General features: G+C 62.9%; 22 protein-coding genes and 1 pseudogene. 14 read left to right on the top strand and 9 right to left on the bottom strand.

Annotated features, from left to right (window positions below; translation table 11 throughout):
• Positions 1-26: 26 nt before the first annotated feature.
• From trxB to CXY82_RS10585, 3 genes are all read right to left on the bottom strand, one after another.
• Positions 27-989: a thioredoxin-disulfide reductase gene (gene trxB, locus CXY82_RS10595; RefSeq protein ID WP_104170907.1), complete on the bottom strand. Its 963-nt coding sequence runs from the start codon at positions 987-989 to the stop codon at positions 27-29.
• A gap of 101 nt (positions 990-1090) precedes the next feature.
• A complete protein-coding gene (gene murJ / locus CXY82_RS10590; RefSeq protein WP_370287845.1) occupies positions 1091-2710 on the bottom strand; it encodes a murein biosynthesis integral membrane protein MurJ in 1620 nt (539 codons plus the stop codon).
• Entirely contained in the window at positions 2703-5096 is a 2394-nt protein-coding gene (locus tag CXY82_RS10585; protein ID WP_104170905.1) for a DUF6049 family protein, read from the bottom strand. Before CXY82_RS10585 ends, murJ begins: the two co-directional genes overlap by 8 nt.
• 81 nt (positions 5097-5177) lie before the next feature.
• Here CXY82_RS10585 and CXY82_RS10580 point away from each other — a divergent pair, with 81 nt between their 5' ends.
• From CXY82_RS10580 to CXY82_RS10530, 11 genes and pseudogenes are all read left to right on the top strand, one after another.
• On the top strand, positions 5178-6608 hold the full coding sequence (locus tag CXY82_RS10580; protein ID WP_104170966.1) for a CCA tRNA nucleotidyltransferase: 1431 nt from the start codon (positions 5178-5180) through the stop codon (positions 6606-6608).
• Between the two features lie 226 nt (positions 6609-6834).
• Positions 6835-7839 (top strand): hypothetical protein, encoded by a 1005-nt coding sequence (locus CXY82_RS10575; RefSeq protein WP_134542452.1) that lies wholly within the window; start codon positions 6835-6837, stop codon positions 7837-7839.
• Positions 7840-8107: 268 nt separating this feature from the next.
• Positions 8108-8476 (top strand): annotated as a pseudogene (gene rpsF / locus CXY82_RS10570) (30S ribosomal protein S6); the annotation flags it as partial.
• A 195-nt stretch (positions 8477-8671) separates the two neighbouring features.
• Positions 8672-9175: a single-stranded DNA-binding protein gene (locus CXY82_RS10565; protein ID WP_104100662.1), complete on the top strand. Its 504-nt coding sequence runs from the start codon at positions 8672-8674 to the stop codon at positions 9173-9175.
• Between the two features lie 56 nt (positions 9176-9231).
• On the top strand, positions 9232-9495 hold the full coding sequence (gene rpsR / locus CXY82_RS10560; RefSeq protein ID WP_035835236.1) for a 30S ribosomal protein S18: 264 nt from the start codon (positions 9232-9234) through the stop codon (positions 9493-9495).
• A gap of 8 nt (positions 9496-9503) precedes the next feature.
• Positions 9504-9953 (top strand): 50S ribosomal protein L9, encoded by a 450-nt coding sequence (gene rplI, locus CXY82_RS10555; protein WP_104100663.1) that lies wholly within the window; start codon positions 9504-9506, stop codon positions 9951-9953.
• A gap of 443 nt (positions 9954-10396) precedes the next feature.
• Positions 10397-11788 carry a replicative DNA helicase gene (dnaB, locus tag CXY82_RS10550; RefSeq protein ID WP_104100664.1) on the top strand — a complete coding sequence of 464 codons (1392 nt, stop codon included), beginning with the start codon at positions 10397-10399 and terminating at the stop codon, positions 11786-11788.
• A 299-nt stretch (positions 11789-12087) separates the two neighbouring features.
• The gene (locus CXY82_RS10545) at positions 12088-12459 is read left to right on the top strand and encodes a hypothetical protein (RefSeq protein WP_104170902.1); all 372 of its coding nucleotides are present in this window, start codon (positions 12088-12090) and stop codon (positions 12457-12459) included.
• The gene (locus CXY82_RS10540; RefSeq protein WP_104170901.1) at positions 12452-12778 is read left to right on the top strand and encodes an ATP-dependent DNA ligase; all 327 of its coding nucleotides are present in this window, start codon (positions 12452-12454) and stop codon (positions 12776-12778) included. The genes CXY82_RS10545 and CXY82_RS10540 overlap by 8 nt, the downstream gene beginning before the upstream one ends.
• A 249-nt stretch (positions 12779-13027) precedes the next feature.
• A complete protein-coding gene (locus CXY82_RS10535) occupies positions 13028-15112 on the top strand; it encodes a fructose-specific PTS transporter subunit EIIC (RefSeq protein WP_104170900.1) in 2085 nt (694 codons plus the stop codon).
• 234 nt (positions 15113-15346) lie between these two features.
• Positions 15347-16249, top strand: coding sequence for an IS982 family transposase (locus tag CXY82_RS10530; RefSeq protein WP_104170899.1), 903 nt, complete (start codon positions 15347-15349; stop codon positions 16247-16249).
• 90 nt (positions 16250-16339) lie between these two features.
• Here the strand turns inward: CXY82_RS10530 and CXY82_RS10525 are convergent, their stop codons facing one another.
• The 5 genes from CXY82_RS10525 to CXY82_RS10505 form a co-directional block, all read right to left on the bottom strand.
• Entirely contained in the window at positions 16340-17026 is a 687-nt protein-coding gene (locus CXY82_RS10525) for a hypothetical protein (protein WP_104170898.1), read from the bottom strand.
• Between the two features lie 486 nt (positions 17027-17512).
• On the bottom strand, positions 17513-17830 hold the full coding sequence (locus tag CXY82_RS10520; protein ID WP_104170897.1) for a hypothetical protein: 318 nt from the start codon (positions 17828-17830) through the stop codon (positions 17513-17515).
• Between the two features lie 38 nt (positions 17831-17868).
• A complete protein-coding gene (locus tag CXY82_RS10515; RefSeq protein ID WP_233199299.1) occupies positions 17869-18390 on the bottom strand; it encodes a recombinase family protein in 522 nt (173 codons plus the stop codon).
• 322 nt (positions 18391-18712) lie between these two features.
• Positions 18713-19696 carry an acyltransferase family protein gene (locus CXY82_RS10510; protein WP_255408584.1) on the bottom strand — a complete coding sequence of 328 codons (984 nt, stop codon included), beginning with the start codon at positions 19694-19696 and terminating at the stop codon, positions 18713-18715.
• A gap of 233 nt (positions 19697-19929) precedes the next feature.
• Positions 19930-20364, bottom strand: coding sequence for a YkvA family protein (locus CXY82_RS10505; RefSeq protein WP_174843624.1), 435 nt, complete (start codon positions 20362-20364; stop codon positions 19930-19932).
• Positions 20365-20760: 396 nt separating this feature from the next.
• On the opposite strand from CXY82_RS10505, the gene CXY82_RS18595 reads away from it, so the two are divergent.
• The 3 genes from CXY82_RS18595 (at position 20761) to CXY82_RS10490 (ending at position 22458) form a co-directional block, all read left to right on the top strand.
• Complete coding sequence (locus CXY82_RS18595; RefSeq protein WP_338145491.1) at positions 20761-20835, top strand: hypothetical protein; 75 nt, start codon at positions 20761-20763, stop codon at positions 20833-20835.
• A 90-nt stretch (positions 20836-20925) separates the two neighbouring features.
• Positions 20926-21972 carry a glycosyltransferase gene (locus CXY82_RS10495; protein WP_104170895.1) on the top strand — a complete coding sequence of 349 codons (1047 nt, stop codon included), beginning with the start codon at positions 20926-20928 and terminating at the stop codon, positions 21970-21972.
• Between the two features lie 75 nt (positions 21973-22047).
• Positions 22048-22458, top strand: coding sequence for an ester cyclase (locus CXY82_RS10490; protein ID WP_104170894.1), 411 nt, complete (start codon positions 22048-22050; stop codon positions 22456-22458).
• Positions 22459-22729: 271 nt separating this feature from the next.
• Here the strand turns inward: CXY82_RS10490 and CXY82_RS10485 are convergent.
• The coding region (locus CXY82_RS10485) for a hypothetical protein (RefSeq protein WP_233199293.1) at positions 22730-23203 on the bottom strand (474 nt) is incomplete at its 5' end.

Genomic DNA, 23203 nt, shown 5'->3' with positions numbered 1-23203 from the left:
GAGGGTTATGTGACTTCGGTGAGGGGTTACGCGAGTGCGGGTTCGCCGGCGCTGGCCAGCAGGTTCTCGGGAAGCGAGGCCAGATAGTGCTCCGCGTCGAGTGCGGCGACGGTTCCGGATGCCGCTGCGGTCACCGCCTGGCGATAGGTCGGGTCGATCACGTCCCCGGCGGCGAAAACACCGGTCTGGCTGGTTTTCGAGCTGCGACCGGCGACGGCGATGGTGCCCTCCGCGGTCAAATCGAGCTTGGTGTGCACGAGGTGCGTGCGCGGGTCGTTGCCGATGGCCACGAAGATTCCGCCGAGGGGGAGCAAGGTTTCATCACCCGAGACGGTGTTGCGCAGGACCAAGCCGTCGACGGCATCCGTGCCGGTGATGCCGACGACCTGGGAATTCCAGAGGAATTCAACCTTGGGGTTGGCGAACGCACGCTCCTGCATGATTTTGGAGGCCCGCAGGGTGTCCTTGCGGTGCACGACGTAGACCTTGCTGGCGAAGCGGGTGAGGAAGGTGGCCTCTTCCATCGCGGAATCGCCGCCTCCGATCACGGCGATCGTCTTCTCCTTGAAGAAGAAGCCGTCGCAGGTGGCGCACCAGGACACGCCGCGGCCGGACAGGCGCTCTTCGTCGTCCAGGCCCAGCTTGCGGTAGGCGGAACCCGTGGCATAAATCACGGCGAGGGCTTCGTGCTTCTCGCCGCTGCCCAGCGTGATGGTCTTGGTGTCGCCGGAAAGCTCGAGCTCGCTGACGTCGTCATAGACGACCTCGGTGCCGAACCGCTCGGCCTGCTCCTGCATCTTGGACATCAGTTCCGGTCCCTGGATGCCGTCGGGGAAGCCCGGGTAGTTCTCCACCTCGGTTGTGTTCATCAGTTCGCCGCCGGCCTCGACCGAACTGGCGATCAGAAGCGGCTTCAGGTTCGCCCGGGCGGCATAGATCGCGGCCGTGAAACCGGCCGGTCCGGAGCCGATGATGATGATCTGACGCACGCGTAGACTCCTTCAGATTATGGGGGCAGCGATCTCGATTGCCGCGCTTCCGGATACAACACATCCTAATCGGATGCTATTCCACGCGGGCTGGGGACCGGTCAACGACGACGGATGCGGTCGATCACCGGGTCGATGAAGCCGCGCAGCTCAGCGGTGCGCATGAGCAGCAGCAGGCCGAAGTAGACGCCTGACATGGCGAGGCCGATGACGATCATGGTGAGAACGGCCTGGAGCGTCCCGGACAGGGCGAATCCAGCCTCCTGAGTGCCGCCAAGCACGAGCAGGAGGAGAACGCCGGCCGTGATCGCGGGCACGGCGGCGACGAAGTACTCCACGAGGCTGCGCAGGATGCGCCGCCCGTCGATGCCGCCGAGGCGCCCACGGAGCAGCCCTGCCGCCAGCAGGGCCTGCGCAATGCCGGACACGGTGACCGTGAGTGCGACGCCCGCGGCGATCCAGGCGCTGGGCAGGAGCGAGCAGGCAAGGACGCCGATGATGACCAGCGTCACCTGGAACAGGGTGAAGTAGAACGGCGTACGGGTGTCGCCGAGCGCGTAGAAGGTGCGTTGTACGACGAACAGGACGCAGAACGCAACGAGGCCGAGCACGTAGGCGACGATGACGTTGCCGATGCTCTGCACCTGTTCGTAGGGGGCGACGAAGACCCGGGCGAACGGGTAGGCGCAGACCGCGATGACGGCGGAGGCGAGCACGATGATCAGGGTGGTGCCGCGGATGGCGGAGGAGGCATCCCTTCTGACCAGGGCCAGCTTGCCCACCGAGGCGTGCTCGCTCATCCGGGTGAAGTAGGCGGTGGTGACTGAGACGGTGATCACCGAATGCGGGAGCATGAAGATGAGCCAGGCCGTGTTGAGTGCGGCCACCGAGGCGTCGGAGTCGCCGGCGAGGGTGACCACCCGGGTTTCGACGACGCCGGCCAGGGTTGTCAGCAGGAGCATCCCGAAGGTCCAGCTCGCCATCCGGCCGGCCACGCCGAGTCCGACGCCGCGGAAGCGGAAGTCGGGGCGGAAGCGCAGACCGATGCGGTGCCAGAAATAGAACAGCACGACGGCCTGCAGCACGACGCCGAGCGTGGCGCTCCCGGCGAGGACGGCGATCATCGCGGGCGTGAACTCGGTGGCCAGCCGGGTCCCGTTCGGGTCGGCTCCGTAGAGCGCCGAGAAGGTGAGCAGGCCCGCGATGGCCACGACGTTGTTGAGCACGGGAACCCAGGTGAACGGGCCGAAGGACTTGCGGGCGTTCAGAACCTCTCCGAGGACCGTATACAGGCCGTAGAAAAAGATTTGTGGCAGGCACCAGAAGGCGAACGCCGTGGCGAGGGCCAGCGATTCCGGCTTCATGTTGGACCCGTAGAGCAGGGTCAACAGCGGAGCAAGCGCGGTGGCTGCGATGGTGGTCGCGGCGAGGATGACCAGGGCCAGCGTGAGGAGTTTGTTGATGTACGCCGTGCCACCGTCGGCGTGCAGGCTGGCGCGCACGATCTGCGGCACCAGGACGGCCGTCAGCACCCCACCGGCCACGATGACGTAGACCGTGTTCGGAAGCTGATTCGCCACGGCGAAGGCGTTGGTGCTCTGACCGACCTGGCCGATCACCCCCGCCAGCACAATCAGCTTCACGAAGCCGAGGATGCGAGAAACAATGGTTCCGGAGGCGAGGAACGCGCTCGCCCGGCCGATGCTGTCGGTCTTAGGCACGGGGCTCCGTCGGGGCATCGGCCGCGCTGGCGGGGGTCAGCGGGCCGGGCGCAGCGCCGGCGGCCCCGGATTCGGGATCTTCTTCTGGGGGTGCTTCGGCTTCAGGGACTGTGGCCGGTTCTGCCTCTGGCTCAGGGGCGTCCGCAGTCTCAGTTTCGGCACGTTCCCGTCGGCGTCGCAGAATGTTGCGCCACACACCGAACCCGAAGAACAGCACCACGAACGCGGCGAACAGGAGGGATCCGAGGCCTTCCCAGTCCGCGCGCACGTTGATCGGGATGAGGGCGGGCTGCGAGATGACCGTTCCCGCCGGAGTGAGCAGGGTCACGCGCAGGGTGACGGCGCCGTTTCCCACTGCGGCCGTCACCGGGATGGTCACGGTGCGGGCGGATTGGGCTTCGATGGTGGACTCCACCGCCTCGCCGACCAGGAGGCGCCCGTTGGAGGGAACGACCTGCACCATCACCGTCACGGCCTGGCTCAGGGCGTTGTCCAGGGTCACCGGAATGTCGACTTGGCTGCCGACCACGTTGATGGGGCCCTTGGTCGCGACCGTGATGGAGCCCACAAGCGCCGAGGAGTTCGCGAGGCTGGTGCCGACGGCATCCGCCCAACTGGCCTCCTGGGATGCCCAGGAATTGGATAGCAGAGCCATCAGGTCCAGGCGCTGCGTGCCTGTGACGATCGCCGGGTCGGACAGTACGGAGGAAAAGTCGGTGACCGTCTTCTCGGCCTCGAAGAGCTCGGCGGCCAGGGCCACGCGATCCTCCGGCTCGGCCTGGCTGTCAAACTCGACCTCTTCGGATGGGACGGATGCCCGCACCTCCGGCAGGGTGGACGGCGCGTACCACCGCAACCCGGCCAGCGCGTCGATGGTCTCGGTGAGTCGGTCCGCGCTGGGCGGCCACCCGCGGTCGAAAGTGGCCAGGAGGGTGCGCGCGGTTCCGGGGCGCTCGGCCGAGACGACCGCCAGCTGCGAGCTGACCTGGGACATGGCTTCGCGCCACGCGTCATCCGTTGTCGCGGCCGCGGCGGTGCGCAGGGCGGCGGCCAGCGAATCATCGACGACCAGACCCAAACCGTGGCCGGTGCCGAGATCAAGGGATGCATTCGGGGTGAAGTCGCCGGCGGCCCCGGATGCGTTCGATCCGCCCAAAATGGTTGTGTTGAGGCCACTGGCCGCGAAAACGTCCAGGTCTGCACTCGCAACGTCACCCTCGGCCGGCCAGCCGATGTCAGTGGCGCTATATTCCCAAGCAAGCAACTCTTCCGTGGTGGGTGGTGTGCCATCGCTGGGGGGTGCGGGCTGGTCCGTTGACGGCGCCGGTGTCTCGGTGCCAGGCGGGAGGGCAGGGTCGGAGTTCGGCGTCGCGGGCTGGTCCGTCGCGGCGAACAAGGCAGGGTCGATCGCCTGGTCGAACGTGGTGGGCGTCAGCAGCGGCCCGGCGCCGGCTTGAGCCTGCAGGGCAAGGTCGGCATCAGCATAGCTGAGCGGGAATATATCGTTCGAAGCCTCGTCCAGCCGGTTCAGCCACGCGATTGCGCTGGGCGGTGCCGCCGAACCGAGGATTCGGATGGAAACAATGATCAGCGGGTCGATGGCAATGGTGACCGGGCGGCCGACGACGCCGTCGAGCTGGCGGCTCAGAACACCGGTCGGCGCCGTAAACGTTTCCAGTGCCTTTGACGTAATCAGGCCCGTCGACTGCGCGGGGACGGTGATCGGCATGATCACCGACATGTTGACGGGGGTGACCTCTTCGTCGGAATACCAGACGAAGGTGCCTCGGCCCTCTGCCCGCACCCTGTCATCTGTACTCAGGGTGGCGGCAATGCCGCGGGCACCCCATGCGTTGCCGCTGGTGAGGCCCACGGAGCCGGCCGCCACGGTCAAGGTGAAGATCTCGGTGCTGTCCGGCTGAATGGACGCCATCGTGGGCTCGCTCAACATGAGATCGCCGGGTTTGCTGTTCTTCTCCGGATCCAGCCAGCTGTTGAGGGCGTTGCGGTTGATCAGTGCCCGTTCCGCGAGGAAGAGGTCGATGGTGCCCGGTGAGATGGTGTCAAGGGTCGCGTTCTCGACGGTGACAGTGACCGTGAGGTCCTGGCCGGCCTGGAGGGGCGCCAGTGTCGCGGGCGCCACGCTCAGGTTCACCGCATTGGCCGTTACGGCGGCGGGGGTCTTCGCTGTCGGGGCCGCTGGGGCAGATGCAGATGTGATTTCAGACGCGGTTGCGGATGCGGGCAGACCGGCGGAGGCGACCGGCAGAACCCCGGCCAGCAGGCCGATCAGAACGGCGCCGATCGGCCTCTTCGTGCGTGACCAGAGGCCGCGCATCGCTCCGGGGAGCGCGGGCCGACGCTTGAGAACAGACTCGGCCACCATGTAGGGGATTCTACGGCTTCGACGCGGGGGTAACGCCGCACCGGGGCAGCCGGCGTAGCTCCAGCAACTAGCATGGGGGTCATGCAAAGCGTTGCGACAGCTCTCAAGCGGCTGGGCGACCTGGCTGCTACCCCGACCGTTTCCCGATTGGCGACCGCGTTCCAGACGGCTGGACACGAACTGGCCCTCGTCGGCGGACCGGTCCGCGACGCCTTCCTCGACCGGCCGTTAAACGACCTCGATTTCACGACGGATGCCACACCGGACCAAATCCTGCACCTCGTGAAGCCAATCTCGGATGCCCACTGGGATATCGGCCGCGCCTTCGGAACAATCGGCGCCCAAATCGCCGGCGAAAAGGTGGAGATCACGACCTACCGGTCGGACAGCTACGACGGCCAGACGCGCAAGCCCGAGGTGGTTTTCGGCCACCGCCTGGAGGACGACCTGCTACGCCGCGATTTCACGGTGAATGCACTGGCTCTGCGCCTTCCGGGGCTGACTCTGGTCGACCCCGCGAACGGCATCGACGACCTCCTGGCCGGCGTTCTGCGCACGCCGATTTCCCCGGAGATCTCGTTCGGCGACGACCCGCTGCGCATGATGCGGGCGGCCCGGTTCGCCGCCCAGCTCGGATTCGCCCTCCACGCCGACACCGCGGAAGCGATGGAAGCGATGGCGGACCGCATCCGTAATATCTCGGCCGAACGCATCGGCGACGAGCTCTCGAAGCTGCTGTGTGCGGACAACCCGCGTGCCGGGCTCGAGCTGCTGGTGGACTCCGGGCTCTGCAGCCGGGTGCTGCCGGAGATCCCCGCCCTGCGCCTCGAAGTCGACGAGCACCACCACCACAAGGATGTCTACCAGCACACCCTGACGGTGCTGGACCAGGCCATCGGCTACGAGAAGTCCCGCGGCAGCTTCGACGGCCCCGACCTGATTGTGCGCCTGGCGGCGCTGCTGCACGACATCGGCAAGCCCGCGACCCGCAAGCTCGAGCCGGGCGGCGTGGTCAGTTTCCACCACCACGACCTGGTCGGCGCGAAGCTGGCGAAGAAGCGGCTACGGGCCCTCCGTTTCGACAACGACACGACCGCCGCCGTGGCACGCCTGATCGAACTGCACCTGCGTTTTTTCGGCTACACCGAGGGTGCCTGGACGGACTCCGCGGTGCGGCGCTACGTGCGGGACGCCGTCGACCAGCTCGAACGACTGCACATCTTGACCCGTGCGGACGTCACCACCCGTAACCGCCGCAAGGCGGACCGGCTCGGCTTCGCCTACGACGACCTGGAACAGCGCATCGAGGAGCTGAACGAACAGGAAGAGATGGCGGCGGTGCGCCCCGATCTCGACGGTGAGCAGATCATGGCCGTCCTCGGAGTGGGTCCGGGCCGTGACGTCGGCGAGGCCTACCGGTACCTGCTCGAGCAGCGGCTGGATGACGGGCCGATCGGCGAAGACGAGGCCACCCGCCGCCTGATCGCCTGGTGGGCCGAGCGCGCACAGTAGGCCCTCCCGGCGCCTTTCGGGGCCGTCCATTCGCCGACTCTCGCCGTTTGTGCCGAGAGTCGCCGCGCGGGTGATGACTCTCGGCACAAACGGCGAGAGTCGAGACCCGGTGGCACTTCGCGAGCGGATGTGTGACTATCCCTCCACAGGACCTCCGCCGCCGATCTTGGCCACAGGAGCCGCCCTTGCGATCGGAGCCAATAGGCCGCACCACCAGCATGGCGCTATGAATCCCAACTCCCCGCATGACTGGCGGCCACTGTATCTCGGTCGTGACGCTCGGTTTCTCGGCAGCGATGGGCGTCCTGTTCAACGGCTGGTCGGGTCCGGTCAAGCCGTTCGCCTACGACGTGGCGTTGCCGTTGACGCGACCGGCTGGGACATCATCAGCGATCGTGATCGGTACTTCTTGCGTATGCGCGCCGTGGAGGCCACCAGAAAGTCCCAGCCCGTCTACTCTTATGAATCGGCTGCTGTTTTGTGGGGACTGCCCATCGTCGGCACATGGCCCGACGAGGTCCACCTCATGGCGGCCGGTAAAACCGGCGTGCATTCGAAGAACGGGGTCACCTGGCATCACGACCGATTGCCCGACGAAGACGTCGTGGAGATCGAAGGGATGCTGGTCACGGGTCTGCTGCGTACGCTGATCGATGTTGCACGAACGGCAGGATTCCTGTCGGCAGTCGCCACGCTCGATTACGGAACGAAACCTAAATTCATCCTGCCGAACGGCATGGCTGCGCTCGGGATCGACCGCGACATCCTGCTTGATCGACTCGACTCCGACGGACCAACCCGTGGGGCACGAGCCGCTCGGATCGCCATTGTCTTCTGCGACAGTCGATCCGGTTCGGTGGGCGAGTCCCTCAGCCGGGGACAGATTCACCTGTGCGGATTCCCGCCCCCCGAATTGCAGGTGTCCTTCGTGCACGAGGACGGGCAGGAAGACATCACGGACTTCCGGTGGGTTCAGAAACAGGAGAACCGCACACTTCGCCTCCTCGGCGAATTTGACGGCAAAGTCAAGTACACGCGGGACGCCTTCATGAACGGGCGTACCAGTGAAGAAGTCGTGTGGTCAGAAAAGCTTCGCGAAGACCGGCTTCGCGGGACGGGGCACGGAATGGCGCGCTGGATCTGGGCGGTAGCGCTGCGCCGGGAGAGCCTGAAACGGCTCCTGCTCGCCGCCGGACTGCGTCCCGAACCAGGGAAATACCCCAACAGGTGAAGCGACCGTCGCCGTTCGTGCCCAGAATCTCCGATAGAACGGCGATGGTCGGCACAGTTGGCGATTCTCGCGACAGCGGTGACGGACTCGGCGGCGACGAGGGCGCCAAACGGGTGAACGGGCGGAGGCGGTGGCGGAGGGCCGCCGTTTCCGGTAGCCTTGGCAGGTTGTCTGTGTGCCGGATTCCCGGCCTCCGCTTACAACACATGCACAACCCTCCTGTTGCAGAGATTCTGCAGCCGTTTAGTCCGAAGGAGGTGGGTTAGTCATGCATCAGTACGAGTTGATGGTTATCCTCGATCCCGAGATCGATGAGCGCACCGTAGCTCCCAGCCTTGACAAGTTCCTCAACGTTGTTCGCAACGATGGTGGAACCATTGACAAGGTTGACGTTTGGGGTCGCCGCCGTCTCGCTTACGAGATCAACAAGAAGTCCGAAGGCATCTACGCCGTTGTCGACTTCACCGCCAACGCTTCTGCCACGGCCGAGCTCGACCGCCAGCTGAAGCTGTCGGAAGCCGTCATGCGCACCAAAGTGCTTCGCGCAGAAGAAGGCATTGCCCAGGTCGCCGTCGCGAGCAAGCTCGCCGCCGAGAAGGCCGCCCGCAAGGCAGCCAACCCGAAGGTAATCGCTGCGAAGGCTGAAGCCGCTGCTGCCGCCCCGACCGCCAAGGTCGCCGCGTCCGTGAAGCCCGCATCGGCAGCTGCTGCCGCCGCGGTCAAGGCTGCTCCGGCCAAGGTCGAAGCCCCGGTTGTCGACGCTCCTGCCACGGCAGAAGCTGTTGCTCCCGCGCCGGCCGCGTCCGCCGACAAGGCAAGCGACAAGTAGCCCGTGGCCGGCGAGACCGTAATTACCGTGGTGGGCAACCTGACCAGCGATCCGGAGCTGCGGTACACGCAGAACGGGCTGGCGGTTGCCAACTTCACCATCGCATCCACTCCGCGCAATTTCGATCGCGCGACCAGTGAGTGGAAAGATGGCGAGTCGCTCTTCCTGCGCGCGAGCGTTTGGCGTGAATTCGCCGAGCACGTAGCTGGTTCACTGACCAAGGGTACCCGTGTCATCGCTTCCGGGCGTCTCAAGCAGCGTTCGTATGAGACGAAGGAAGGCGAGAAGCGAACGAGCATGGAGCTCGAGATCGATGAAATCGGTCCTTCGCTGAAATACGCCACCGCTCAGCTCACTCGCGCGCAGTCATCGTCTTCTCCTCGAGGCGGTGGCTCACCTGCCGTTGCCTCGAACGACGAGCCCTGGGCTGCCAGCGCCCCCGCCGCGAACACCGGTGGAGATGTCTGGAACACTCCGGGAAACTTCAGCGACGAGACACCCTTCTAAGCCGAGCCTTACAGGCTGTTGGCTGAAAAACACTTCTTTGAGAAAGTAAGGAAATCATGGCTGGAAAGTCGAGCGGCGACCGCCGCAAGCCGCTCCGCGGTGCTAAGGGTGGCAAGAATGCCGCTCCCGCGAAGTCGATCCGGGTTGGTGTCATCGATTACAAAGATGTCCCCACCCTCCGCAAGTTCATCTCCGAGCGTGGAAAGATCCGCGCCCGTCGTATCACCGGTGTTTCCGTTCAGGAGCAGCGTCTTATCGCCCGCGCCGTCAAGAACGCTCGCGAAATGGCGCTGCTGCCCTACGCCGGTTCAGGCAGGTAGGACACCTCATGTCAAAAATCATTCTGACGCACGAGGTCTCCGGCCTCGGTGCACCCGGTGACATCGTCGAGGTCAAGAACGGGTACGCCCGCAACTACCTCTACCCGCAGGGATTTGCTGTTTCCTGGACTCGCGGTGGCGAGAAGCAGATTCAGCAGATCAAGGCCGCTCGCGTAGCCCGCGAGCACGCCACCCTCGAAGAGGCGCAGGCTCTCAAGGCTGCACTCGAGAACGCCAAGGTCAAGCTGGTCGTCAAGGCCGGCGAAGGCGGACGCCTTTTCGGCTCCGTCAAGACCACGGATGTTGCGGATGCAGTTGCCGCAGCGGGTCTCGGTGCCCTCGACAGGCGCAAAATCGAGCTCAGCCCGATCAAGATGACGGGTGAACACCAGGCAACGGTTCGTCTTCGTGACGAACTGAGTGCGACCATCACACTGCTGGTGGTAGCTGCCAAGTAAGCTCTACAGCTTTACACCCGTGTGGCGGTGGGTTCCGAAAGGAACCCACCGCCACACCTGTTTAAGCGATGCCACACACCCAATCGGGGGTGATTTTAGTCCCAGAACATGAGGCGCTGTACACAGGTTTTCTCACACCTCGACAAGATTCAACACGTACTTTAGACAGGTTTTCAAGACGACACTGTGAATAGAATTAATGCCTGATCAAACTGTATTTAGCCGATGAAAAACTTAAGTTGTCCACAGTTGATTCCACAGCTTGTGCACAAGACACGCGGCGTTTCGCCCAGATTGTCCACAGGCTTATCCACAGGGCGGTTTGTTCTCTGCCGAGCCGGGTCCGTATGGTAGGCACGCGGCCGCAATCGAGGTGTGCACAGTGCCCGGCAGCGATGTCGGTGGGCCCTGATAGAACTGCACCACGAGTAAAGGAGGCACGAGTGTCGATCTCTCACTTGGGTCTGGCGGACAAGCGCGGGGCAGACTCACGCGGCGGACTGGAAGCCCGGCACACCGAGCGCACGCTCCCGCACGATCTCCTGGCCGAGCAGAGCGCGCTCGGCGGCATGATGCTGAGCAAGGATGCCGTCGCCGACGTCGTCGAGACCGTGCGCGCCGCAGACTTTTACATCCCCAAGCACGAGATCATCTTCGACGCGATTCTGTCGCTCTACGCGCAGGGCGAGCCGACCGACGTTATCGCCGTCACCGACGAGCTCACCAAGCTCGGCGAGCTGTCCCGGGCCGGCGGCGCGGACTACCTGCACACGCTCACGAGCCTCGTGCCGACCGCGGCCAACGCCGGTTTCTACTCTTCGATCGTCGCCGAACGCGCTCTCCTCCGGCGCCTCGTCGAGGTCGGCACCCGCATCGCCCAGATGGGTTACTCCGGTGAGGGCGAGGTGCTGGATCTGGTCAATACCGCCCAGGCCGAGGTCTATGCCGTCACGGGTGGCAGCGAAACCGAAGACTATGTGCCGCTGACCGACGCGGTCACAGCCGCGATCGAGGAGATCGAGGCTGCCAAGCTCAAAGACGGTCAGATGACCGGTGTTCCCACCGGCTTCGCCGATATGGACGAGCTCACCAACGGCTTCCATCCCGGCCAGCTGATCATCGTGGCGGCGCGTCCGGCGCTGGGTAAGTCCACGCTCGCCCTCGACTTCGCCCGGGCAGCCTCCATCAAGCACGACATGCCCAGCATTTTCTTCTCCCTGGAAATGGGCCGCAGCGAAATCGCGATGCGTCTGCTCGCGGCCGAAGCATCCGTACCCTTGCAGAGCATGCGCAAGGGCGCCGTCGACGCGCGCGACTGGACCACCATTGCCGCCACCCGCGGTCGCATCAACGACGCCCCGCTCTACATCGACGACAGCCCCAACATGACCCTGGTTGAGATCCGGGCCAAGTGCCGCCGGCTGAAGCAACGGGTCGGCCTCAAGATGGTCATCATCGACTACCTGCAGCTGATGACGTCGGGCAAGAAAGTCGAGTCGCGCCAGCAGGAGGTCAGTGAGTTCTCCCGCGCGCTCAAGTTGATGGCCAAGGAGCTACAGGTTCCCGTTATTGCCCTCTCCCAGCTCAACCGTGGTCCCGAACAGCGCGCGGACAAGATGCCGGCCATCTCAGACCTGCGCGAGTCCGGTTCGCTCGAGCAGGACGCCGACATGGTCATCCTGCTGCACCGCGAGAGCGCGTACGAGAAGGACAATCCGCGCGCCGGCGAGGCGGACCTGATCGTCGCCAAGCACCGTAACGGCCCCACGCGCACCGTCACGGTCGCGTTCCACGGCCACTACTCCCGCTTCGCCGATATGGTGCCGGGCGCCTGACACCCTGTAGGTTCCTGATCTACATGTCATAATCCTGATCTTGTTGTCCATCGCTTGTCAGTGATGACAACTAGCAATCCTCGAAAGTCGAAACAGCTTGGCGTGACTCGCCCACCGCGTCAGTCAGTAGCGGCCCTGCGGATGGACTGGAGCGCCGCACGGCTCCAACCTTCACTCGCGGGGATCGCCAGGGCCCGTCGGCGTCGGGGCAGCCTTTCGCGAGGCCAGCCTTCTCCCGCTGGCCTGCGCCGGTGGACCATCGGCGTGCGCGGGGCACAACAATCAGCTAGCATCACCGCATGAAGCGCATAACATATATCGGCGGCTCCATTGTCACGAGCAACAGCATCACAACAACGCTTCTCGACTACGTCACCTCAGTGGCCGATAGCGACAATAGTGTGGCTGTGGATGTCACCGTGCTCGACGAGAACGACGAGACATCCGTGCACACGCTAATTCTCAGCCCAACCAGTCAATTCGACGTCGTCGATGTCGACGTCGAAGGGATGACGGAGGAAGATGAGGCGACGCGTTTCCCGTTACCTGAAATGCCGATGATCGGTATTACCGGCACCGTCGAAACCACAGGCGACGCTGGTCGGACGGCCAAGGACTTTAACCTTGTCGCTAACGAAATCGACAACGGACTTGGGAGCATTCATGGGTAAATTTATCTACGGGACTCCGTCGATCACCGTCGACTTCGACGACCGGGTGCTCGCTCACCTCAAGATCGTCATTTTGTCCAAGGTACGCAGAGGGGAAAGTTTCACGTTTTCGTGGGAATACTCGGCGGCATCAGGACACGGTCACAGCACCATTTGGATCCACCCAACGATTCCGCTTCAATTCGACTTTTTCGGCAATAAGGAACCTCTCCTAAACCGTGCTTGGGTCGAGGAATTGGTGCGTCTGTCAAACACACCAGGCGGCCTGCGGGTAACGCCGGAACCGGCCGAGTTGGAGACGCCCGCACGCGATCGATAATCGCCTGACTACTCCACCCTGGCCCCCGGCGTGAAGCCTGCCAGCGGGGTCAGGGCCAATGGATGCGCGACGTCGTGTCGATGGCCCGGATTACGACGGACGCACTCGCCCTCAGGGTCTCCATCAGGTCAAAGGGCTAAGGCACGCACCCACTTTCGGGGCAGTGATAAACTTGGTTAAACTTATGAACTTGGGCTGTGGTGTCCGCGGAAGTTCCGGTCGGCCTCGCCCCGGAAGGACTATTTAGCCATGTCCCAACCTCTCTTCGAAGCGAGCACGGTGCCACCGAGACTCCTGATTCTCGGGATCACCGCCTGCCCCACCGGCATAGCGCACACCTACATGGCGGCCGAGAAGCTCGAGAGCGCAGCGGCTGAGTTGGGCTACGAGATGAAGGTCGAGACGCACGGCTCGGTCGGCGTCGAAGGCACCTTCAGCCAGGACGACATCGACCGTTCGGACGCAATCGTGATCGCGGCCGACACCAAGATCGATGCCTCGCGCTTCGCGGGCAAGCGGATCGTCTCCGTCGGGGTCGCCGACGGCATTCACCGCCCCGCCGCCCTGATCCGGGACGCCCTCGCCGCCGAGCCGTCCACCGTCGGCGACAGTTCCAGCCGGGACGCCACGCCCTCGAGCAGCGGCAAGGCCGACTTCGGAAGCACCCTGTACCGCGCACTGATGAACGGCGTGTCGTACATGATCCCGTTCGTTGTGGTCGGCGGGCTCCTGATCGCCATCTCGCTCTCCTTCGGCGGCGAGGCGACCCCGAATGGGCTCGTCATCCCGGAGGGCAGTTTCTGGCTGACGCTCAACCAGATCGGCGGACTCGGTTTCACCCTGATGGTGCCGATCCTCTCTGGCTTCATCGCCTACGCCATCGCCGACCGGCCCGGGCTCGCACCGGGCATGATCTGTGGCTGGATCGCCACGACCGGGGCCTTCTACAATTCCGAATCAGGCGCCGGCTTTATTGGCGGCATCATCACCGGTTTCCTGGTCGGCTTCGTCGCCCTCGGCATCAAGAAAATCCCCGTGCACCGCTTTATCAAGCCGATCATGCCGATCCTCGTGATCCCCGTGCTCACCACCGTGATCGTCGGCGGCGCCTTCGTGCTCGCCCTCGGCCAGCCGATCAGCTGGGTCTTCTCCAGCATGACCACGTTCCTCACCGGCCTGCAGGGTGGCAGCGCGATCGTGCTTGGCCTGATTCTCGGCGCCATGGTCGCCTTCGACATGGGCGGCCCGATCAACAAGACCGCATTCCTCTTTGGTGGAGCATTGATCGCGGAGGGGAACTCAGCCCCGATGGGCATGGTCGCCGCCGCGATCGCCGTCCCGCCGCTCGGGATGGGCTTGGCCACCCTGATCCGCGGCCGCTACTTTTCCAAACCAGAGCGTGAAGCCGGCATCGCCGCACTGTTCTTGGGATTCTTCGGCATCACCGAGGGCGCGATTCCGCTCGCCGCGGCCAAGCCGCTGCAGGTCATCCCGGCGAACATGATCGGTGGCGCCATGGCCGGAGGCATTGCCGCCCTGTTCGGGGTCACCAACTCCGTACCGCACGGTGGCCCAATCGTCGCCGTCTTCGGTGCGGTCTCCGGGGTGCCGATGTACTTCGCGGCCTTGATCACCGGCGCCGTCGTCACCGCCCTCGTTTCGGTGCTGCTGCTCGGCATTTCCGCGCGCAAGTCGACCCGCCACGCTGCAGCGACGGGTGCGGCCACGGGCACCGCCGCCGGGGCTTCCGGTCCTGTCCCCGCGCCCACGGGCCCATCGGACGCGGATGCCGGCACGGTCGGCTCGGTAGCGTCCGAGTCCGAATCGTCGCCTATGCCCCCGGCGAAGAAGACGGTGCTCGACTATATCGACGAACGCACGATCGTGCTCGACGTCGACGAGACCGACCGGGATGCGATGATCAGCACCCTCGCCGGCCTGATGAGCAAGACCGGCCGCGTCACCGACGAGACCCTGGTGACCCAGGCCGCCCTCGCCCGCGAGAAGCACGGCACGACGGGCATCGGCGACGGCATCGCGATCCCCCACGCAAAGTCGGACGGTGTAACCGCCCCGGTACTCGCCTTCGCCCGCAGCACGCAAGGCATCGACTGGAACTCAGCCGACGGCTCCAAGGCCACGCTGATCTTCATGATCGCCGTCCCGGAGGCGGAGGCCGGAACCGAGCACCTGAAGGTACTCGCCCAGCTATCCCGCGCCCTGATAAAGCCCACCTTCCGCGACGCCCTCCAGGCCGCCACGACCCCCGCGCACGTACTCGAGGCGCTGGCCCTGCAAGTCGGCGCGAAGACGGTCGCACCCGACGCGTTCTAGGAGCCTGCCGATGGTACGCATCGGCAATCCGAGCGCTTAGTCTCCAGCAGACCAGAAACGCCGCGGCTTCGGGTCGAAGACTCAACGATTTCGGCCTGCCAGGTTGGGTGTCACGAAGGAACGTCTAGATGAGTGAGTCCTAATCGATTGTCGGTAGCGGTACACGTCTAGTCAGATCGGACTGGCCCGGCGTGGACGCTGTTAATCGAAGGCGGAGGGTGTTAAACCCTGCTTGTGAAGACAGATCTGAACACCCTCCTGACCACACTTTACGTCCATCTAGACGATCGGATCATCCCCGCGCTGGGGTTTTCCAGACGGGGGCGACCCGGGCGCCCGCCGGCCCTGACCGACATTGAGCTGCTCTGCCTCGTCGTCGCCCAACATCTGCTCGGCATCGCCTCGGACCGAAAATGGATCCGCTACGCGAACACGTACCTCAGGCCCATGTTTCCGAATCTGCCCCAACAATCCGGGTGGGGCAAACGCGTTCGCCAAGCCACCGGGCTGCTCTCCGCGGTGATCACAGAACTGGGCAGGGATACCCCGTCCTGGGGCGAGATCACGCGGCTAATCGACTCCACCCCGGTGCCCTGCGGCAAGTCCCGAGAGACCGTGAAACGCTCCGACCTGGCCGGACACGCCGGCTACGGATACTGCGCTTCCCACTCCCGTTACTTCTGGGGATTCCGCCTCTATCTGGTCTGCACCCCAGATGGCATGCCCGTCGTCTGGGGCCTGGCCAACCCCAAAATCGGCGAACGCGAAGCTGCCCAGGCGATGCTGCGCCACGACCGACACCTCATCCAGCAGGGCCAAGTCATCATCGGTGACAAAGGGTTCGCCGGCCGCGAATTCGAAGGGTTCATCACCGACGAACTCGGCGCTCACCTGATCCGACCGGACCGTAAGGACGAGAAGAAACGCTTTGGGAAACTCGGCGGAATCCGCCAATGGGTCGAGTCCGTCTTCGACACTCTCAAAGGCCAACTCACCCTCGAAGACCATGGCGGACGCACTATCCCGGGCCTGTACTCCCGCGTCGCCGGCCGACTACTCGCCCTCGCCGCCGGAATCTGGCACAACTGGCTCCTCGGAACCCCCAACAAACGATCCCTCATCGCCTACGACCATTAGGACTCACTCATCTAGCGGGGCACTGGCTGATGTTTTCGTTTACCGAATTTGTTATCGGGAACCGCGACTGATTCAGGTCGCTGCGGTCGGTCAGGCGATGCTCGTATAGCGGGAGCAGGCATCGAGCACCTTGTTGGCATCATGAGTTCCTGCGCGATTGAGGCCTTGCGGACCGAAAATCGGAAACGGTAGATCTAGCCGGCGCCCATCGACAGTCTGAAAAATGCGGAGGGCCAGAACCGCGACGCTGATATTTCCTATTTCGACCGTGTGTCGGCCGGGATGGGCGTAATCAATGTCGTTCCAGGGCAGGGCCATTCGAGGGACATCGGTTCGTCCGCGGCCCCAAAGCTCGATTCCTTTCGGTCCGAGCGTGACCACGAAGTGCTGGCGCAGTCGCGGTCGGTCGGTCCCAATCGTCTTCAGGGCGTCGATGAGTGCCGGGGTGCGCTGCGTCATGAAGACAAAGGCGTCGGGTCGAACCGCCTTTGCCGCTCGCAACTTGGCGCGCTGGAATACGGCGGTGCCCAAGAAAATCAGGGCGACAAGCACTCCAAGCCCCACCAGCCCGATCCGGCCTGTTTGTTGGAACGACATTCGATCGGCGAACTGGCCATCTGCGCTAACCAACAGGTCGCTGAGGACCACGGCGATGAACCCGATCGCGATGATTGCAAGGCCCCAGATCCCGATCTTCATTGGCAGCGAGGTGGGCACGTCGACGAACCGCACGGCATTGCCGAGCGACGACGCGTTGACTACCGCTCCAGAGGTCATGAGCCGAGCCTACCCATCGGGTGACACGGAGCGGTAGCAACAACGGGGGTCGGAAATCACACGCCGTTAGGGCTGGTGATGCGGTCATGACGCGGCAGCGTTGCTGCTCACCAAGGTGATGAGGGCAGCGGTGAGATTGCGTCCGGTAAGCCTTGAGACACTAGGCACCGCCCAATTCGCCAATTGCAGTCAGATTCATGTGTGGGGTGTCTCGTAACCTCAGTGTGTCGAAACACATGAGATGTAAGACGACTCGAAGCCCGGTAATGCGACATCGAGCTTCACAGGGCGCGGTCATTTATCTCCAAACTCCACAGAACTCGCGTGTGCCGCGAAATACGCGTCGAACTCGCTGATGTCACTTCCAGCTGCGCGGAGGTGATCGCCGTTGGGCCGTTCAGACTCCAGCTCTGACCAAACTAAGCCAGCAAAGTAGGCCACGAAGAAGCTCGCCGCTCCCACCTGCCAGGAATGTCTGGCTATGAATTACGAGGGCACCCGCGCTGTCGCGTCGAAAAGCGCGTCGACCGCTGGCGCGAGCCTTTCAATTTGGCGACGTTTCACCGCGCTCGTGTTTGGGTGATGAGTTATGTATTCGTCGGGAAGCAATGCCGGAGCGAGCATCGCTGCCTTCTGAAATGCGAAGATGACCTCATCGATCTGCTGGCGATCACGGATGAGCCGTGATTTTCTGGCCTCCAATCGGGGCTTAGCAAAGTACTCTACGACGAGAGTCGTGATGAGAGCGACGAGCACGGGAACGCCGATTTTGCTAAAGGCGTCGGCTATTTCATTCGGGATCATGGGCAAATCTTTTGCATCAGGTTCGTCGATCTTGCGTTCTACTCGTCTGCACCTGGAGCAGGCTCAGGCCGTCGTGGAGGCAGAATGCGGTACAGGCTCGATTTCGTGATGCCGGTCTTAGAAACAATGTCGGGGATTGTGTGCCCCGCGTTGCGCAGGTGATCAGCGTAGGCGAATTTTGTGGGATCCACGACGCTGGGGCGCCCGATGCGCCGGCCCTTGCTCATCGCAACTGCACGGGCATGGGCGGCACGTTCGAGCGAATAGATGCGCTCCATCTGTCCAAATAAGGCGAGCATGACTACGGCTAGCTGCGACATCGGATCAACCGGATTGGCGGAGTCGACCCGAATCGGATCGGCTAGGTTTCGTACCCCGACGCCACGTTCGCGCAGGTCGTGGATCATGTTTAGCGTGTCTCGAACAGTTCGGCCGAGACGGTCCAGGGTGTGCACCACGATTACATCGCCGTATCGAGCGACTTTGAGAGCCTCCGTTAGCCCCGGTCGGTTTGTCGTCGAGCCTGATTTCTTGTCGACGTAGACCTGATCGGCGGGGATCCCGACGGCGCCGAGCGCGTCGAGCTGCCGGTCGAGGGCTGCTTGGCAGTCGAGACGCGAGCGTAGCCAATATCCACAGCGACCGTACCGGAAGTCGGTTTTGTACGAGAGAAACGAAACACCTTTTCGAACCTAACTTTTGGAACGAATTTCCACGGCGTGTCGAAATTCTAAACTCCGCCGTAGGAGGCGTTCCACTTCCAAGGATATGGAACGGTTCGGCTTCGAGGTTTTACGTTCAGTTCGGCACTCGGATTGAAAGTCGTTGCGGCGTCCGCGGCGCAGCGTTCCGAGCTCGCATGTTTACGCCATTCACCTCTGGTCAGTGTGCTGGCTTGAGGCCGGTGATAGCGCGGCTGTGGGGGAGGCGCAGCAACAGCAGTCCCACCGGCCAAGCGATTCCGATCGTGAGCAGGTAGACCACGGGTTTCGGTAGACCCAATGAGTGGAGGCCTGTGATCACCGCAGGGTGGATAAAGAGCACCGTTAATGACGCCTGGGCAAGTTGAGTGACCACTCGCGAGAGCTGGCCAATGCCGTCGACTCGGCTCTTTCGTCTGACACCTTGTTTGGCATCCTCCCCAACAGAATCGCCGCCCAGCAAACCCTCTGTAATGAGAATGAAGCCGAAGGAAAGTGCGACGGCCACCACTATGCTCACGACCGGGGTACCCACATCGAGCCGCTTCAAATCAAGCGGCTGCGACCATCCCAGAACGATGAGGGTAAAGGAAACCGCAAGCAACACGACACCAGTGACAATCGGGTGCCGCACCATGCCCCGGGCCCGCCGCATCGAACGCCCGGCAACGATGAAGACGATGCACGCGAGGGCGAGCCCCAGGCTCAACGGCAGGAATCGTGCAGGATGTCCCGGGATGTACGCCGCCGCGATGAAAAGTATCGCGGCGATGGCCCACTGCCCGGGTAACGGCAACCGTGACACAGGCCAGTAGATGACAGCGGCGAAGAACAACGCTGTCACAAACCACATCGCCCAAAAGGGCCCACCGGTCGCGAACTGGCCGCCCCAGAGAAGGTGCGCGAGCCTGATCGGATCGAAGCCGCCCTCCACACTTTCGGTCCCTAAGGTGACCGTTCCAAGCAGCACGAGCCAGACCGCGTAAGGGATGAGGAGGGACCTGACCCGGTTCCTAACCTCCCGGTTAAACGACCGACCGACCTTCCAGAGATAACCGGAGAGCAAAAAAAAGATCGGTACATGCCAACTGTAAAGAAATGGTCGTGCTGGACCGTCTACCCAGATGTGGCCGGCCACGATTGCGAGCATTGCGAACACGCGCACAGCGTCGAGGGACACGGAGCGGCCCCCGTGGAAGCCAGCACGGACGCGCGCTCCCGTCGATAGGAATTTTTTCTCGTTGGTCCCACCGTCGTCTTGCCCGCTACTACTGATAGATCTTCCTCCCAATATTCACTGGCAAGTCGTCATCGTTCGACCATGGACGAGGACATAGGTAATGTCCAACAAACTGTCCAGCGCAACTATCGGTGCGGATGCATCGTACCTTCGGCGCCTCAAACCCCATGATGATCAGATGCCTCCCATTGGTGCAGGCCAGCTAGTCGCAGTACCGCGGCTAGTCCTTCCGGCGCATTAGGCCAGTGGCGTTTGATCGCGACGCTACCTGCTTGTTGGGTCGCGAACTGCAGCGCGATCGCGACAATAAGGGCGCCGTTAGCATATCCCAGAACCGGGATGAAGTCAGGGATCACATCAATGGGAAATAGAAGGTGAAAGAGAAGAATGTGGAGCCATATTCGCACGCCCATGGACACTGAATGATCGCTCGCGAGCCGCCGAAGGAGATGCGAAGTATCGGGCACGAGCCGCAACAAGTCCTTGAGCGATGCACCTCTTAGGTGACGCGTGGATTCAATCCAGAGGAAAAGCACGAGCGCGAGCCAGAAGAGTGCGAGGCTTCCCAGGGCGCTAGCGCGAACTGCCACCATTCAGTCATCATTCACGCCCCCCGTGACGAAAACCACGAGCGTCTTAGCGTTCGTCGCAGCAAAGTATTCCAACTCCAATCGCATTCCAACCGACTATCACCCACTTCCTCGTCGGCCTTGGCGGTTATTGCTGTGAACCGAGATGGGGTCCACCAGTTGTACCGACTCGAGTGTGTCCCACCCGGTGCTGCTTGGCGTTTGTCGAGCCGACCGCTGGGGAGCCCGCCCTTGACACGGGCGTCGATGGCTCTCTCGGTGAGCGTTGGCTCTCTCACTTTCTTCTCACGGTGGTGTCAATAGCGTCAGTTTTATGACAAAGATGGCAATAACTATCAGGGGCCTGTTGCGGTCCTTCGGTTCCCGGCGGCGTTAGCCGACCTCGCTCTCGAGGTGCCGATGGGAGAAGTATTCGGGTTGCTCGGGCACAACGGGGCGGGCAAGACCACGTCGGACTGGCGTAGCTCGCGATAATCATCACCGCCCACCGGCTCTACCTCGCCTCCCGCCAGCGGCGAACAAGAACGCTCGCCTCGCCCCGGACAGGAAAGGAATGACCCGCTGATGGCCGTTTCGATCGTGATACCCACCTACAATGTGGCACCGAGCATCGCCGAGCTCGCCGCACGGATTAGTGACGCCACAACCAATTACGACGCGGAAATCATCTTCGTCTCTTCGGACGACACACCGCAGGTAATAGTTCACGTCGGCAACACCGCCCGCCTCCCCGTCCGCATCATCCACCGAAGTACACCCACCGGCGGCTTAGCGGGCGCGGTCCTCGAGGGCATTGCCGCCAGCGGCGGGAAGTGGTGCATCGTGATGGACGGCGATCTGCGGCACCCTCCCGAGATGATTCCGATTCTGCTAGCCGCAGCCGCTAGCGAACACGAAGATGTGGTTGTCGCCTCCCGGAACCTTGACGACGGTTCATCCGGCGGGCTCGCAGGCGCATCCCGCCATATCGTCTCCACCGCAGCAAACCTCCTGGCACGCGCAATGCTCCCCGTCAGGCTGCAGAACTGCACCGACCCGATGACAGGCTTTTTCGCCGTACGCCGCGCCACCATAGATATAGCAGCGTTGCAGCCACGAGGATTCAAAATACTGCTCGAGATTCTGGCCCGGAATACGGTCACCGTGGTGGAGGAACCGTTCGTTTTCGACGAACGACAAGCCGGTGTATCCAGAGCCGACTTCCAGCAAGGGGTCCGCTTCGTCACGCAACTTGCCGCACTCCGCTTCGGTCACCTTTCCGGCTTCGTCACCATCGGCGCAGCTGGCGCGGTAACGAACCTGCTCATCATGGCAGGACTGCAGGCTCTCGGCGTGTGGTACATCGCTGCTGCAATCATCTCTGCAGCCGTCACAATCGTCGGCAATTTCCTCCTCCAAGAGCGATTCGACTTCCGAGACCTCCGAGGACCTGCCGCATCCGGATGTATCCGATTTGCCCGATACTTCGCCTTCAACGGCGTCGAGGCGACGGTTCGCACCGCTGTGCTCTCGGCCGTCGTCGAGACAACGACACTGCCAGGAATTGCGACGCAGGCCGTCCTCATCGGCATCGGATTCATGCTCAAATTCGTTCACGACTCTCAACGTTGAACGTCAACGGCGGTATGGTCACCTCGTGGCACATACAAACCCACCCATGGTAATTTTTAGGAAGAGAGCGAACACATGAGTCAAGAAGTGAATATTGCTGCACAGCAGAAGTTTGGTGACGCCGTGAACAGCGGAGAACTCGACCTTCTCAATGACCTCGTGGCCGAAGACGCAGTCGACAACGACCCGGCCCCTGGCCAGGGCCCGGGACACGCAGGCTACAAAGCGTTCTTCGGCGAGATGATTGCCGCTTTCCCCGACCTGCACATTGAAGTCGAGCGCCTCGTCGCAAACGACACCGACGTCGCATTCGCGTACACTCTCACCGGCACCCACCAGGGCCCTCTCATGGGCCACCCGGCTAGCGGGAAAACGATGTCTGTTCGTGGCATGCAAATCAGCCGGTTCGAGAACGGGAAACTTGTCGAGCGTTGGGGTAGCAGCGACGAACAGGGCATGCTCCAACAACTTGGTCTGGCACCGTAACCTGCGATAACTGGCGTTCCTAATCAGAAGGAGTAGGGCGGAGGACGCTTATTTGACTATGTTTCATGACGCTAGACGGCCTTGATCGCGCACTGGGCACGCAGGCAGAACTGTACTGGTGTGCCTGGGAGTGCCTCCGACCCGTCAACGCTGGCGCGTGGGTAGGGGTGGCTCGTAAATTCGTTGCCGCTACCAACATTGCGCGTATCGTTTTGCCGCGCGTTTTGTTGGTCTTATGAGGACGAGCTGACCTAGCGGATCTAACGGGTAATCAGCTGACGGAGGCTTCTGCGGCGCTGCGAGGTGACGGCTCAGGCAGTGGACACAGCACGATGGATTTTGTTGTACCCGCCAGTTCGTTGAGTGCGGCGGGGTGGCTCCATAGGAAGATCCATATTCTGACCATGGCTGTGTCGGCCGACGACGGCACTGCAAACTTGTACATGCAGATTGCACAGGTTTCGGTGACGGAGGCGTCATACAAGGAGCCGAAGGCGAGTGCGTCACCGGCGGCTACCTGTTCGAGTAGCAAATGGTCGCCGGCACCGTCCCGGGGGGGACGCGGCTTCGTCTCGGCGGTGGTCATGGTGCGGTCCTGGACGATCGAATGACGAGTGTAGAGAAGGCACTCCCTGGATGTGGTGAGTGAATCCGCTGACAGGGTGGTTACGTCCCCGTGAGTGGTGTGGTTTCCCGCTCTTGAGCGTTGCTTCGTCAATGTAAAGAGCCACCGTGGGATGGTCAG

Origin of the sequence: Cryobacterium sp. M23, from assembly GCF_002929655.1 — a bacterium.
In the GTDB taxonomy this organism is placed as follows: domain Bacteria; phylum Actinomycetota; class Actinomycetes; order Actinomycetales; family Microbacteriaceae; genus Cryobacterium; species Cryobacterium sandaracinum.
Note: the sequence above shows the minus strand (reverse complement) of the source record. Positions and strands in the feature narration are given on the sequence as shown.

Coding starts and splice junctions, on each gene's coding strand:
- CXY82_RS10540 (WP_104170901.1), top strand. CDS start 12,452: ATGGGTAAATTTATCTACGGGACTCCGTCGATCACCGTCGACTTCGAC.
- CXY82_RS10525 (WP_104170898.1), bottom strand. CDS start 17,026: ATGACCTCTGGAGCGGTAGTCAACGCGTCGTCGCTCGGCAATGCCGTG.
- CXY82_RS10535 (WP_104170900.1), top strand. CDS start 13,028: ATGTCCCAACCTCTCTTCGAAGCGAGCACGGTGCCACCGAGACTCCTG.
- CXY82_RS10520 (WP_104170897.1), bottom strand. CDS start 17,830: ATGATCCCGAATGAAATAGCCGACGCCTTTAGCAAAATCGGCGTTCCC.
- rpsR (WP_035835236.1), top strand. CDS start 9,232: ATGGCTGGAAAGTCGAGCGGCGACCGCCGCAAGCCGCTCCGCGGTGCT.
- CXY82_RS10585 (WP_104170905.1), bottom strand. CDS start 5,096: ATGGTGGCCGAGTCTGTTCTCAAGCGTCGGCCCGCGCTCCCCGGAGCG.
- CXY82_RS10495 (WP_104170895.1), top strand. CDS start 20,926: ATGGCCGTTTCGATCGTGATACCCACCTACAATGTGGCACCGAGCATC.
- CXY82_RS10575 (WP_134542452.1), top strand. CDS start 6,835: ATGAATCCCAACTCCCCGCATGACTGGCGGCCACTGTATCTCGGTCGT.
- CXY82_RS10490 (WP_104170894.1), top strand. CDS start 22,048: ATGAGTCAAGAAGTGAATATTGCTGCACAGCAGAAGTTTGGTGACGCC.
- CXY82_RS10505 (WP_174843624.1), bottom strand. CDS start 20,364: ATGGTGGCAGTTCGCGCTAGCGCCCTGGGAAGCCTCGCACTCTTCTGG.
- rplI (WP_104100663.1), top strand. CDS start 9,504: ATGTCAAAAATCATTCTGACGCACGAGGTCTCCGGCCTCGGTGCACCC.
- CXY82_RS10545 (WP_104170902.1), top strand. CDS start 12,088: ATGAAGCGCATAACATATATCGGCGGCTCCATTGTCACGAGCAACAGC.
- CXY82_RS10580 (WP_104170966.1), top strand. CDS start 5,178: ATGCAAAGCGTTGCGACAGCTCTCAAGCGGCTGGGCGACCTGGCTGCT.